This window comes from Kitasatospora sp. NPDC085895 (genome assembly GCF_040702125.1).
GTDB lineage: Bacteria > Actinomycetota > Actinomycetes > Streptomycetales > Streptomycetaceae > Kitasatospora > Kitasatospora arboriphila.
In genome coordinates this window covers 15,232-27,815 of sequence record NZ_JBFBJY010000043.1, presented here as the reverse complement: position 1 = coordinate 27,815, position 12,584 = coordinate 15,232, and the positions used below count along the sequence as shown (strand labels likewise).

The 12,584-nt window shown below is 74.7% G+C and carries 16 protein-coding genes; 6 read left to right on the top strand and 10 right to left on the bottom strand.

All coding sequences use genetic code 11. From position 1 onward, the window contains the following. Positions 1-106 precede the first annotated feature (106 nt). Complete coding sequence (locus AB0442_RS24680; protein WP_366165378.1) at positions 107-1,033, bottom strand: SDR family oxidoreductase; 927 nt, start codon at positions 1,031-1,033, stop codon at positions 107-109. A gap of 285 nt (positions 1,034-1,318) precedes the next feature. Here AB0442_RS24680 and AB0442_RS24675 point away from each other — a divergent pair, with 285 nt between their 5' ends. Beyond that, the gene (locus AB0442_RS24675; protein WP_366165376.1) at positions 1,319-1,714 is read left to right on the top strand and encodes a VOC family protein; all 396 of its coding nucleotides are present in this window, start codon (positions 1,319-1,321) and stop codon (positions 1,712-1,714) included. Between the two features lie 216 nt (positions 1,715-1,930). Then, the gene (locus AB0442_RS24670; RefSeq protein ID WP_366165434.1) at positions 1,931-3,262 is read left to right on the top strand and encodes a diaminopimelate decarboxylase; all 1,332 of its coding nucleotides are present in this window, start codon (positions 1,931-1,933) and stop codon (positions 3,260-3,262) included. Between the two features lie 232 nt (positions 3,263-3,494). Here AB0442_RS24670 and AB0442_RS24665 read toward each other — a convergent pair whose 3' ends face one another. Then, entirely contained in the window at positions 3,495-3,986 is a 492-nt protein-coding gene (locus AB0442_RS24665) for a DUF1269 domain-containing protein (protein WP_366165374.1), read from the bottom strand. Positions 3,987-4,186: 200 nt separating this feature from the next. Here AB0442_RS24665 and AB0442_RS24660 point away from each other — a divergent pair, with 200 nt between their 5' ends. Together AB0442_RS24660 and AB0442_RS24655 are read left to right on the top strand one after the other, a co-directional pair. After that, on the top strand, positions 4,187-4,594 hold the full coding sequence (locus AB0442_RS24660; RefSeq protein WP_366165372.1) for a hypothetical protein: 408 nt from the start codon (positions 4,187-4,189) through the stop codon (positions 4,592-4,594). Positions 4,595-4,676: 82 nt separating this feature from the next. Then, on the top strand, positions 4,677-5,441 hold the full coding sequence (locus tag AB0442_RS24655) for a dienelactone hydrolase family protein (RefSeq protein WP_366165370.1): 765 nt from the start codon (positions 4,677-4,679) through the stop codon (positions 5,439-5,441). An 18-nt stretch (positions 5,442-5,459) separates the two neighbouring features. Here the strand turns inward: AB0442_RS24655 and AB0442_RS24650 are convergent, their stop codons facing one another. From AB0442_RS24650 to AB0442_RS24640, 3 genes are all read right to left on the bottom strand, one after another. After that, entirely contained in the window at positions 5,460-5,723 is a 264-nt protein-coding gene (locus tag AB0442_RS24650; RefSeq protein ID WP_366165368.1) for a hypothetical protein, read from the bottom strand. An 87-nt stretch (positions 5,724-5,810) separates the two neighbouring features. Then, complete coding sequence (locus tag AB0442_RS24645) at positions 5,811-6,377, bottom strand: GNAT family protein (RefSeq protein ID WP_366165367.1); 567 nt, start codon at positions 6,375-6,377, stop codon at positions 5,811-5,813. A 76-nt stretch (positions 6,378-6,453) separates the two neighbouring features. Further along, the gene (locus AB0442_RS24640; protein ID WP_366165366.1) at positions 6,454-7,398 is read right to left on the bottom strand and encodes an EamA family transporter; all 945 of its coding nucleotides are present in this window, start codon (positions 7,396-7,398) and stop codon (positions 6,454-6,456) included. Between the two features lie 45 nt (positions 7,399-7,443). Here AB0442_RS24640 and AB0442_RS24635 point away from each other — a divergent pair, with 45 nt between their 5' ends. Both AB0442_RS24635 and AB0442_RS24630 read left to right on the top strand, forming a co-directional pair. After that, positions 7,444-7,941 (top strand): MarR family transcriptional regulator, encoded by a 498-nt coding sequence (locus AB0442_RS24635; RefSeq protein ID WP_366165365.1) that lies wholly within the window; start codon positions 7,444-7,446, stop codon positions 7,939-7,941. A 32-nt stretch (positions 7,942-7,973) separates the two neighbouring features. Beyond that, the gene (locus AB0442_RS24630; RefSeq protein WP_366165363.1) at positions 7,974-9,158 is read left to right on the top strand and encodes a hypothetical protein; all 1,185 of its coding nucleotides are present in this window, start codon (positions 7,974-7,976) and stop codon (positions 9,156-9,158) included. A 12-nt stretch (positions 9,159-9,170) separates the two neighbouring features. Here AB0442_RS24630 and AB0442_RS24625 read toward each other — a convergent pair whose 3' ends face one another. From AB0442_RS24625 to AB0442_RS24605, 5 genes are all read right to left on the bottom strand, one after another. After that, on the bottom strand, positions 9,171-9,899 hold the full coding sequence (locus AB0442_RS24625; RefSeq protein WP_366165361.1) for a VOC family protein: 729 nt from the start codon (positions 9,897-9,899) through the stop codon (positions 9,171-9,173). Between the two features lie 118 nt (positions 9,900-10,017). Further along, positions 10,018-10,644 carry a maleylpyruvate isomerase family mycothiol-dependent enzyme gene (locus tag AB0442_RS24620; RefSeq protein ID WP_366165359.1) on the bottom strand — a complete coding sequence of 209 codons (627 nt, stop codon included), beginning with the start codon at positions 10,642-10,644 and terminating at the stop codon, positions 10,018-10,020. A 185-nt stretch (positions 10,645-10,829) separates the two neighbouring features. After that, positions 10,830-11,603, bottom strand: a complete 774-nt coding sequence (locus AB0442_RS24615) for an alpha/beta hydrolase (protein ID WP_366165357.1) — start codon at positions 11,601-11,603, stop codon at positions 10,830-10,832. 84 nt (positions 11,604-11,687) lie between these two features. Then, positions 11,688-12,140: an SRPBCC domain-containing protein gene (locus AB0442_RS24610; protein WP_366165356.1), complete on the bottom strand. Its 453-nt coding sequence runs from the start codon at positions 12,138-12,140 to the stop codon at positions 11,688-11,690. Beyond that, entirely contained in the window at positions 12,137-12,505 is a 369-nt protein-coding gene (locus AB0442_RS24605; protein WP_366165354.1) for a metalloregulator ArsR/SmtB family transcription factor, read from the bottom strand. Before AB0442_RS24605 ends, AB0442_RS24610 begins: the two co-directional genes overlap by 4 nt. Positions 12,506-12,584: the final 79 nt, after the last annotated feature.

Genomic DNA, 12,584 nt, shown 5'->3' with positions numbered 1-12,584 from the left:
TAAAAGTCCAAGTCCCGGCGCGCGGCCGTCCTTTGACACCGCCGCCCGACCCGGCCAGACTCCGTGGCGGGCGATGCCACCGGTCGCCGGGCGGCGTACGGGAGGCTCAGCGGTATCCGGTGGCGTCGGCGGGGCGGCCCGGGTCCTGGACCTCCACCATGTAGCGCCAGGCGTCGGGCCGGCTGCCGTCGCGGTCGGTGAAGCCGTAGACCTGGGCGAGGCCGCCGCTGGACAGGGACCGGCCGTTCCAGCGGCCCACCTCGGGGTCGGCGGCCAGCGCGGCGACGGCCCGGCCGACGAAGAACGGGGTCTCCGAGATGCAGAAGTGCGGCTCGACCCGGAGGGCGTCGCGCCAGTTCTCCTCCGTCACCCCGAAGTGGCCGAGCATGATCTCCGAGCGCATCCAGCCCGGGGTCAGCGCGACCGCGGCCGCGCCGCGCGGCCCGAGCTCCTCGCCGAGCGCGAAGCCCATCCGCAGCACCGAGGTCTTGGCGAGGTCGTAGAAGAACGAGACCCGGTAGGTGTCGCGGTTGTACTCGGCGGTGCCGTCGGTCACTTCGACGACGAGGCCGCCGGGGCGACGCAGCAGCAGGGGCAGCGCGTGGTGGCTGGTGATCGCATGGGTCTCCACCGCGAGGCGCAGCAGGCGCAGCCCGTTGTCCAGGTCGTGCTCCCACACCGGGGTGTCCCACTGGAAGAGGTTCTCGCCGCCCCAGATGTCGTTCACCAGGACGTCGAGCCGGCCCTGTTCGGCGTCGATGCGGTCCACCAGGCTGCGGACCTGAGCGGGCACCAGGTGGTCGGTGGGGACGGCGATGCCGTGCCCGCCCGCCGCGGTCACCAGGTCGGCGGTGTCCTCGACGGTCTCGGGGCGGTCGTACTCGGACCGCTGCGCGCGGGTGCTGCGGCCGGTCACGTACACCGTGGCGCCCGCCGCACCGAGTTCCACCGCGATGCCGCGCCCCGCGCCCCGGGTCGCCCCCGCGACCAGGGCGACCCTGCCCTTCAACGCTCCGTCCGACGCACCGGTCATGCCCGGAGTCTACGGAGTGCGGGCGGTGGGTCGCGGGGTGAAACGCGGACCGTCCGCCACCGCCGAAAGGGCGTTGCCCGGTCGGCGGGCGGCCGCTAGGGTCGGTCGGGTGACTGCCGGGTCGGCCATGGGCCACACACGGAACGGGCACCCGGCCTCGGCTTGAGCACGAGGCGGGGCAGGGCCCCGCCGTTCTCTCCACGTCGTCGCAGTGCCCCTGCGAGCGCACCGCTGCGAGCACATCGCCGTGCGCCGCGTTCCACGACCCGGAGAGAAGGACCAGCCATGTCTTCCGTCACCACCGTCCAGCTCAACCACACCGCCGTGTACGCCCGGGACCGGCGGGTGTCCGCCGCGTTCCTCGCCGGCATCCTCGGCCTGGAGGTCGGCGCCCCGTTCGGGCCCTTCCTGCCGGTCGACCTCGGCAACGGCGTCACCCTCGACTACTACGAGAAGCGCGACGAGCCGATCCAGTCCCAGCACTACGCGTTCCTCGTCCCCGACGAGGACTTCCAGGCCATGATCGACCGCCTGGAGGCCGCCGCGGTGACCTACTACGCCGATCCCAGCCACACCGCGCCCGGTCGGACCAACGACTGGTTCGGCGGCCGCGGCGCCTACTTCGAGGACCCGGACGGCCACAACATGGAGATCATGACCAGGCCGTACGTCCGCCCCTGACCACGGCCCCGGCCCCGCACCGGCCCTGCCGGGAGGGTGCGGGGCCGGGGCGACCCGGGTGACGTTTCCCGGCAGATCCATGCCGAACGGCCGCGGTGTCCCGATGCTGGATGTGACGGGACCACGTGCCACAGGGCGGCGGCGGGCCCGCGAGGCGGCGAGGGCGAGGAGCACGGCACGGTGGAGAGCACACCCGAGCACGACCGGCGGCAGTGGATCGACGCCGGCAGGCGCGACCGCGTCGTCCGGGCGGCGGCCACCGCCGGCCTGGTCGGCGCCCGGCACGCCGCGGCGGGCTTCCTGGACGTCGACGGGGTGCGCCGGACGGTCACCGGTCTGCACGCCGCCTTCGGCCCGGACGTGCCGGTGCTGCACACCTTCGCGGCCAAGGCGGCCGCCCTGGTGCCCGTGCTGCGGCTGGTCGCCGACGCCGGCATGGGCTGCGAGGTGGCCAGCCCCGGCGAACTCGCGCTCGCCCGCGCGGCCGGCGTCCCTGCCGACCGGATCGTGCTGGACTCCCCGGCCAAGACCGCCGCCGAACTCGCCCAGGCCGTGGACCTCGGCATCGCCGTCAACGCCGACAACCTCCAGGAACTGGAACGGATCGCCGCCCTGCCGGCCCCCGGCCGCAGCGGCTCCGTGCTCGGGCTGCGGGTCAACCCGCAGGTGGGCACGGGCACGATCGGGGCGATGAGCACGGCCTCCGCGCAGTCCAAGTTCGGGGTGCCGCTGCGCGACCCGGGCGCCCGCGACCGGGTGCTCGACGCCTTCGGCCGGTACCCCTGGCTCAGCCGGCTGCACGTCCACGTCGGCTCGCAGGGCTGCTCGCTCGACCTCATCGCGTCCGGCGTCCGCGCCACCTGGGAGCTCGCCGAGGAGGTCAACCGCCGGGCCGGCCGCCGGCAGGTCGACTCGCTCGACCTCGGCGGCGGACTGCCCGTCAACTTCGACGACGACGAGGTGCGGCCGACGTTCGCCGCGTACGCGGCCCAGCTGCGGGCCGCCGTCCCCGCCCTGTTCGCCGGCCGCTACGCGCTGGTCACCGAGTTCGGCCGGTCGGTGGTCGCGAAGAACGGCTTCACCGCGGCCCGCGTCGAGTACACCAAGGAGGTCGGCGGCCGCCGCATCGCGCTCACCCACGCCGGCGCCCACCTCGCCACCCGGACGGTGCTCATGCCCGGGGCCTGGCCGCTCCGGGTGGGCGTGCACCGGCCGGACGGCACCCGGCGCGAGGGCCCCGAGGAGATCCAGGACGTCGCCGGGCCCTGCTGCTTCTCCGGCGACGTGGTGGCCCGCGGCCGGGCCCTGCCCCGCATCGAGCCGGGCGACCTGGTCGTGCTGCACGACACCGGCGGCTACTACACCTCCGCCCCGTGGGCCTACAACAGCCTGGCCAGGCCCGCCGTGCACGGCTTCAGCACGGCGGGCGGCCCCGTCCGGTTCGCCACGATCCGGCCGGAGCAGACCCTCGCCGAGATCGCCGCCGAATCCGGCGCCGCCCACGCCGACGCCCTGACCGCGCTCACCGCCGGCGGCCCGGGCACCTAGGACCCAGAGGGCGCTCGGGAGGTCGAACGAGGGGCGCGGGAACTACGCAGTCCGGGAGCGGTGCTCGTGGCGACTCCGGCTCACCGCTGGTCCACACGGTCCCCCGCATCCGAATCGCGCAGCCCCCGCCTTCGGCCGGGAGGTGCCCCCGCGCGCCCCGAATGCCCGTCCGAGCGCCCTTGAAGACGACTCCCGCACCCGGACGGTGCGGCTGGCTGATCGTGCGGAGGAGTCACTCGTCCTCGGCGAAGGTCTCCCGCAGCACCTTCTCCTGCTCGTCGGACAGGTTGGTCTGGATGAGCTCCGCGTGCTGCCCCTGGAAGGCGGGGGCCACCTTGTCCAGGACGGCGTGCGAGGTGAGCAGGAACAGTGCCGAGGTGCCGGGGGTCACCTTGTCGCGCACCTCCTGGATGAACTCGTCGTCGATCCCGACGTGCGTGAAGTGACCGGAGACGGCGCCGGTCGCGGCGCCCACCGCCATGCCGAGGAGCGGCACGAAGAAGATCATGCCGAGCAGCAGGCCCCAGAAGGTGCCGCCGATCGCGCCCAGCCCGGTCAGGTTGCTCAGCTGCTTCGTCTTGGGCTTCTTCTTGTCCTCGGGCCAGCTCACCACCGCACCGTCCTGGACGATGATCAACCCCTGGTGCTGCAGGTCCTTCAGGACCTCCAGGGCGTCCTGCGCCCCCTCCGGGGTGGGAAAACGCCACACGGTCAGGCTCGCCATCACCGGCTCCGATCTCCTGCGGACAGACTTTGCCCTCATCCTCGGCCCGCGCCGCCCCGGCTGCCACGCACACCCCGCCGGAGGGGTGAGTACCGGCGTGTCGCCGCACGTCCGGGCGCTGCGGCGGGCAGGGATCGGGGCGAGGATCGACACGGTCCGGTCGTCGAGGAGACCGACCGGTACGGAATCGAGGCGCACCCATGGCAGAAGCAGTGAACGGCCGACGCGGCACCGACGGCGCGGCGAGCGGCGTGGTGGCCGTCGCCGCCGTCCTGCTGCTCGTCTCCGGTGTGCTCAACCTGCTGCGCGCCGTCATGGCGCTGGCAGGCGACCCGGTGTTCGTGATCGTCCCGAAGTACACCTTCCGGTTCACGCTGACGAGCTGGGGCTGGATCCACCTCGTCCTGGGGGTGGTGGCGATCCTGATCGGCCTGGCCCTCTTCCGGCTCGCCCTGTGGGCCCGGATCGCCGGGGTGGCCGTCGCCTGTCTGGTGATCGTCGCCAACTTCCTGTCGATCCCGTACTACCCGCTCTGGTCGCTCGTCGTGATCGCCGCCTGCACCGTCGTCATCTGGGGCCTGTGCACCGTGCGCCGCACCCCGGCCTGAGGCCCGCGTCCTTTCGACTGATCATCCGTCAATTCCACTCCGTGGTACGGGTTAGACTCCGATCGACCACGAAGGGGGAGCGATGGCGGACAGCACGACGACAGCACGGTGGATCCCGCTCGGCGAGGGCGAGGGCGGTGGCCCGGAGGGGCTGCTCGTCCTGCCGGACGGGCGGCCGGCCCACGGATCGGTGGTGGTGGCCGGGGAGTTCTTCGGCGTCACCGGCCACCTGAAGGCGGTCTGCGAACGGCTCGCCACGGCCGGGTACGCCGTCCTGGCACCCGACTTCTACTGGCGCAACGCCCGGCGCGCCGGCTTCGGCCACGACGAGGCGGGCCGCGCCGAGGGCCGCCGGCTGATGACCGCACTGCGCCGGTACGAGGTGCTCGCCGACCTGACGGCCGCCCGGTCCACCGTCCGGGAGTTCGGCGGGCAGGGCGGCACCGCGGTGCTCGGCTTCAGCCTGGGCGGGCACATCGCCGTCCTCGGCGCCACGGCGCTGCCGTTCGACCTGGTCGTCAGCTACTACGGCGGCTGGCTGCTCGACGGCGGCATCCCGCTGGCCGAGCCCCGTCCCCCGGTTGCCGACAGTGCCGCGATCGCGAAGAACACCGGCTTCCTGCTGGGCTTCTTCGGCGCCGACGACTTCGTGATGTCCCTCGACGAGTGGCACCGCGTCGGCGAGCACCTGCACGCGGCCGGCGTCCGCCACGAACAGGTCACCTACCAGGGCGTGGGCCACGGCTTCTTCAACGACGAACGCCCCGACACCTACGACGAGAAGTCCGCCACCGACGCCTGGCGGCGCACCCTCGACGCCCTCGCCGAGCACCTCCGCCGCGGCTGAACCGCGCCCGCGGACCGGCTACGCCTCGAGGTGGCCGCCGAGCTGGTACTCCAGCACCGCTCGGAACCCGAGGCGGGGGACGGCTGCCCGCATCGCCTCGTACAGCTCGGGCGGCACCACGTACACGGCGGTCGCCAGCAGGTCGTCCTCGCGGCCGGGGAAGAAGTCCCGGACGCTCAGGATCTCGTCCCGCGTGAGGTCGTCGGTGACGTGGGCCGCGACATCCTCGGCGTCCCAGCCGATGAACGCCCGGGCGAGGGTTTCGGCAGCGTTGTCGATCATGCTTCCCGCCGTAGCGAGGGCGTCCGGCGGCTTCACGCGGATTCCCCGGGGCGGGTGGGCGGCGGCCGGTGCGGCGGGGTCGGCCCGTCACCCGGCTGCGGAGGTCCGTCCGGTGACGAGGTGCTCGCGGGCGAGGACACCCGTCTGGACGTGGTCCTGCCAGCGGCCGTGGCGGAAGACGGCCTCGCGGCGGCGGCCCTCCTCGGTGAAACCGGCCTTGCGGTAGGCGGCGAGGGCGGGCAGGTTGTCGCCGAGGACGGTCAGTTCGGCGCGGTGCAGGCCGAGTTCGGCGAAGCCGTGGTCGAGCAGGGTGCGGACGGCGTCGGTGCCGAGGCCGCGGCCCTGGTGGGGTGCGCCGACGATGACGGCGAGGGTGGCGCAGCGGTCCTTGGGGTCGGCGCCGTAGAGCGTGACGTGGCCGACGGTCTCGTCGCCGTCGAGGGTGACGACGGTGAGGCCGACGTTGCAGCCGGTGTTCTGGCTCCACGAGCGGAACATGGCGGCGATCTCGGCGCCGGGCCGGGGGCGGACCGGGCCGGTGACCCGGCGGACGGCGGTGGCCGGGTCGTTCCACCAGGTGACGAGCCGGTCGAGGTCCTCCTCGCGGAGTTCGCGCAGGCGGACGAGCCGGCCGGTGAGCGGCGGGGGAGCCACGGGGCCTCCTGGTGGCCGTAGGTGATCTTCTTCGCGGGATGGTGGCCGCCCGGGGCGCGGCCGAAGCCGGGGACGGTCAGTCGTCGGTGCGGCTGCCGGTGAACTCGGCGGGTCGGAGGGCCTGTTCTGCGGTCAGCGCGGCCGGTGCGGCCGGTGGGGCGGCGGGCCGGTGGCGCAGTTGGGCGAGGACGACCGAGCCGATCGCGAGCAGGGCGCCGAGCAGTTGCAGGGCGGTGAGTCCCTGGCCGAGCACCAGCCACCCGAGGGCGGTGGCGACCAGTGGGCTCAGCAGTCCGAGGAAGGTGACCTGGGTGGGGGAGAGGGCGCTGATGCCGCGGAACCACAGGGTGTAGGCCACGGCGGCGCCGATGATCCCGAGGTAGGCGTACCCGCCGAGGTTGCGGGCGGTGAGGTCGGCGGGCGGCGGGCCCTCGGCGAGCAGGGCGACGGGCAGGAGCAGCAGTCCGCCGGCGACGAGCTGCCAGCCGGTGACGGCGAGCAGTCCTGCGGGCGGGGCCCAGCGCTTGCTGAGCACCACGCCGGAGGCCATCACGGCGGCGCCTCCGAGGGCGGCGGCGATGCCGACGGCGTCCGGCCGGGCCTCGGCGCGCAGCACCATGAGGGTGACGCCGGCGATGCCGCCGACGGCGGCGGCCGCCGTGCGGGCGGTGAGGCGTTCGCCGAGGAGGAGGGCGGAGAGTCCGGCGACCAGCAGCGGCTGGACGGAGCCGACGGTGGCGGCGAGTCCGCCGGGCAGCCGGTAGGCGGCGACGAACAGCAGCGCGAGGAAGACGCCGATGTTGAGGGAGCCGAGCACGAGCGAGCGCCACCACCAACTGCCGCTCGGCAGGCGGCGGGTGAGCAGGACCAGTAACAGGCCGGCGGGCAGCGCGCGGAGCATGGCGGCCGTCAGCGGGCGGTCGGGCGGCAGGAACTCGGTGGTGACGAGGTAGGTGGAGCCCCAGACGGCCGGGGCGATCGCGGTCAGCAGGAGGACGGTCAGCCGTCGATTTCTTAGCACTAAGGCAATGTATCTCACTGCTAAGAGATCCGCTAGGCTGATTCCATGGCAGACCACGTCGACACCGTCCTCGCCCAGTGGGCCCGGCAGCGCCCGGACCTGGACGTCTCCCCGATGGCCGTGATCGGCCGGCTCAAGCGGGTCGTGGCGGCCTTTGAGCCCGAGATGCGGCGCACCTTCGCCGCGCACGGCCTCGACGCGGCCTCCTTCGACGTCCTCGCCACCCTGCGGCGCAACGGCCCGGACCATCCGCTCACCCCCGCCGAACTGATGCGCTCCGCGATGGTCACCTCCGGCGCCGTCACCCAGCGGCTCGACCGGCTCCAGGCCAACGGCCTCGTCACCCGCAGCCCCAGCCCCACCGACGGCCGGGTCGTCCTGGTCTCCCTCACCGACAAGGGACTCGCCCTCATCGACGGCGCCCTGCCCGACCACCTCGCCACCGAGGAACGCCTGCTCGCCGCGCTCGACCCCGCCGCCCGGGACGGCCTGGCGGCCACCCTGCGCACCCTGCTGGAGACCCTGGAGGACCCGCACCGCTGAACAGTCCGGCCCGTTTCCTAGAGTGACGGACCATGTCGACCGGCACCCTCCTCGTGGACACCGCCGTGGCCGGCTCCGTCGCGGTCGCCCTCCGGCAGGCCCCGCGGGTGCTGCGCCGCCCCGCACCGGCCGCACCGGGCACACCGGCCGGGGTCACCGCGGAGACCGCACTGGCCGCCGTCACCGCACTGATCCTCCTCAACCAGCTGCTGGTCACCGTCTACCTGCTGCGGGTGCACGACGGCGACGCCTCGTTCGTCGCCCGGCTGCTGCCGCCCGGCTGGTTCGACCTCGCCGACGGGCCGACCGTGCGGGCCCTCGCCGCCCACGTGCCCGCACCGGAACTGCTCGCACCGAGCCTGCTCCGCGTCCCGGCGCTGCTCGAACTGCCCTTCGTCCTGCTGGTGTTCCTGACCGTCCTGCGCCGACTCGACCCGGTGGCGTACCGGCAGGCCGCCCTGTCGCCGCTGCTCGGTCTCGCCGCGGCCTCCTGCACCGCCGTCTTCTGCACCGTCGAATGGCAGCTGCGCACCCCGTGGACGGAACAGGACATCGCGATCCGGCTGCTCTCCGCCGTGCTCACCCCGCCCGCCGTCGCCGCCGTCGTACGGCGCGACGCGCGGGCCGCCCGCACCCCGGCCGGGCCGCCGGGCACCGCGGGCCTGCTGCTCTTCGCCGTCGACCTCGCCGCGTTCGGCCACCTCGTGCTGACCGTCTACGACACGGCGCTGCTCTACAACCTCGGCCGCCTGCCCGGCCGCCTCCCCGGCGCGGCCGCGGCGGTCGCCGTCCTCGCCGCCACCACGCTGCTCCGCCGCCGGATCCCGGCCGCGGCCGGCCCGGCGGCGCGGCCGGCCACCGGGATGCTCGCGGACGGGCTGCGCCGGTCACTGGTGCTGTTCTTCGTCCCGGCCCTGGCGATCCGGTACGGCGTCACCTTCGGGACCCCGCCGCTCGCCGCCGCGGCCGGGCTCCTCGTCCTCCTCGCGGCCGCCGTCCCCGTCCTGGCCGCCCGCCCCCGTACCGCGGCGCTCGCCCTGCTGCCTGCCGTGCTCGCGGCCCTGCTCGCGGGCGCCGCCGCCGGACGTCTGACGGCGGGCGCCCACTACGAGACGGCGCTGCTCGGCGCGGCCGTCGCCGCCCTCACCGCGGCCGTGCTGACCTGCGCCCTCGCCGACCGGCTCACCACGGCGGCGGTCGCGGACGGGCGGCGCTGAGCGCTCCCGCCGTCAGCCCAGGGCGCCGGTGTGCGGGTCGCGGGCGGTGAGGCAGTAGGTGCCGCCGGCCGGGTCGCGCATCACCGTCCAGTGGCTGTGCTCGGCGACGAAGACCGCGCCGAGGTCCTCGTGGGCGCGCCGGGCGGCCGCGCGGTCGGCGCAGGCGAAGTCCAGGTGGGCGCCGGTCGGCCGGGGGTCGTCCAGTCGGTGCAGCAGGATCCGGACGGGCAGCTCCGCCGGCGACTCGACCACCCGGAACTCCGGCCGCGAGCCGGTCAGCACCGGCCAGCCGGTCAGCCCGCCCCAGAACGCCGTCTCGGCCTCGAACGCCCCGCCCGGGACGTCGACGGCGAGCTGGTCCAGCCGGGTGCCCGCGTGGACCTCCGGACGGCGGGACTCGCCGCGCCAGGGCACCGCGCAGAACGACTGCCCGGCGGGGGAGGCGAGGACCACCAGGCCGTCGCCTTCGTCCGCCAGTACCGAGGCACCCAGTTCGACGGCGCGGCCGGCGAGCGCCCGGACGTCCTCGACCGCCAGGTCCAGGTGCGCGCCGCCGGCGCCGCCGGCCACGCCCTGGAGCTTCAGGCAGGCGTCCGTCCCCTCGCTCAGCAGGGTCGCGAACTCGCCGTCCGCGCCCCGGCGTCGTGACAGCGACGTGCCGGTCGTCGCCGTCCAGAACCCGGCGGCCTGCGCGAACCGCTCCCGCGGCCGGTCCACGAACGCGTACACCCAGCGGATCATCCCTGCTCCCGTCACCTGACGGCCGTGCCGACCGGCCGTGCGGGGACATCGTGCTGGCCGGGGGCGGCCGCGCACAAACGGGTCGGCCGACCGGCAGCCCTCCGGCCCCCGCCGGGGGTCACTGGGTGGCGGTGACGATGCAGCGCTTCAGCTCCGCGACGGCGTCGGGATCGCCCTCGACGGTCAGACCGGGCGCCGGGTCGCCGTCCTGACGGTTCCACACCCAGCGCAGCACGGCCGCGGGCGGACCGCTCACCACGGTGTCCGCCGGGCCGTCGCCGGCCCCGTCCTCGACCGTGAACACCCCGGGGCCGGTCCGCAGCCGCCAGGCGGCGCCCTCGGTCCGCACCTCGTAGCCGCGGCCGGGGGAGTCCGCCAGGATCCCGGTGAAGTAGTCGCCCCACTCCTCGACGCCGTACGCCACGAAGACCTTCAGCAGTTCGTCGATGCCGTCCACCGCGAGATCGGCCGGGACGGGCGCGACCCGCTGCCCGGTGCCGAGCTCGGCGTCGATCCGGTGGATCACCGTCTCCTGCGCCATCCGCCGGATCCAGAAACCCACCGACCTGTCCGGCGCGTACCAGGAGCCGGCCGGGTCCTCGGGGCGGCGGGCGGCGAACTCGGCCAGCAGGCCCTGGTAGGCCCGGTCGAGGAGCGCGATCGGCTCCTCCTCGTCGAGCCCCTTCGGCGGCCACTGCTCGGGTTCGGCGCCCTCCCGCATCGCCGCGATCTTGTGCAGGTACACGGCGCCGACGTGCCGGGCCAGGTCGGTGACCGTCCACCCGGGCAGGTCGGCACGGCCGCGGTGGGTGCGAGCGGCACCACGGACCGCAGCCGGGCGAAATCGGCCGCGAGGCATTCCAGGTATCGGGCGTTGTCCATGACGACAGTTCAGCACGGACCGCCGCCGCACCGGGCCCCGATCGGGCCTCAGCCGAGGAAGAACTCCGCGAGGACGGGCGCCAGCGCCTCCGCCGCCACGTCGTGCGTCTGACCCTCCAGAACGCGGTGCACCGCACCGGGCAGCACCTCCGCGGCCGCCCGGGCGGCCTGCTGCAGCACCGGCGGACTCGCACCGCCCGCCAGGACGAGCGCCGGCACGCCGACCCGCCGTGCCAGGTCGCGCGGCACGGAGCCGTCGGCCAGCACCGCGTCGTCGTACCCCAGCGTCGGGGCGATCGCCTCGAACGCCGGCCAGTGCGGCTGCGTCCGCATCCCCGCCACCGCCTGCGCGGGGACCCCGGCGTGCGTCATGAACAGCGCCACCGCATCGCCCCGGCGGCCGGCGGCGAGCAGCTCGTGCAGCCGCGCCGAGTACTCCTTCGCCTCCGCGGCCGGACCGGCCTCGGCGACGAACGGCGGCTCGTAGAGGGAGATCCGGGTGATCCCCGGCTCGGCCGCCGCCGACCGGAGGACGAGTGCGGCCCCGGAGGAGGTCCCGTGCACGGCCGCCCGGCCCCCGGCGGCCGCGACCACCGCCCGCAGGTCCTCGACCTCGCGGTCCACCGCGTAGGGCGGGGTGTCCCCGCTGTCGCCGCGGCCCCGGCGGTCGTAGGCGTACACGGTGAAGTCCCGTTCCAGCAGCGCGGCCAGCGGGCGGGCCGAACGGTGGCACAGCGCGCCGTCGACCAGGACGAGCGCCGGTCCGGCGCCGCCGTACTCGTAGGCGATGCGGGTGCCGTCGGTGGAGGTGAGGACGGGCATGGTGACTCCCTGCCTTCCATGGAGATCGGGGCTGCACGGAGACCGGTGCCGCGGCGGCCCCCGGGGGGATCGGCGCCGGCGGGCTCAGTCGTGCCCGGCGTCCAGGCCCGCGACGTACGCCTCGAAGCGGTCGAGGCCGGTGGCGAAGCCGGCCTGCGCCGCGGCGCTCAGGTACGCGGCCGGGACGTTGGTCTGATGGGTGACCACCTCCGTCCGGCCGTCGTGCAGGTCGGTGAAGGTGACGGTGGTCCGCATGCCGCCCTCGACGTCGGCCTCGACCCAGACCAGCCGGTCGGGCCGGCTGACCTCCGCGTACACCGCCCGCATGGTGTGGGTGCTGCCGTCGGCGTCGCTGACCATGGTGGTCTCGAAGGCGCCGCCCGGCCGCAGGTCGACCACGATGCCGTCCAGCGGGGTGGTCGTGCCGGTCGGACCCCAGAAGCGGGTCAGGTGCTCCGGGGTGGTCATGCAGTCGAAGAGCAGCTCGGGCGTGGCCCGGTGGATGCGCCGGTAGGTGAGTTCGCCGGTGGTGGTCATGGGGTGCTCGTCTCCTCGGCGCCGCCGCCGCGCTGCTCCGCGCCCAGCGCGGCCAGGTGTGCGTCGAGGCGGTCGTGGCGGTCGGCCCAGACGCGGCGGTGCCGGCCGATCCAGTCGGTGGCCGCGTCCAGGTTGGTCGGCTCCAGCACGCACGGGCGGGACTGCGCCGCCCGGGTGCGGGAGATCAGGCGGGCCTGCTCCAGCACCTTCAGGTGCTTGGAGACCGCCTGCTGGCTCATCGCGAACGGCTCGGCCAGCTCGCCCACGGTGGCGCTGCCGGCGGCGAGCCGCTCGAGTATCGCCCGCCTGGTCGGATCGGCCAGCGCGGCGAAAACCAGGCTCAACTCGTCCTCGACGACCGTCATGACGCCAGCCTATGCACAACCAGCCGTTTGCACAACCAAAAGGTTGTGGACGGGTTCCGCTGCTGGGGCGGTGGACGGA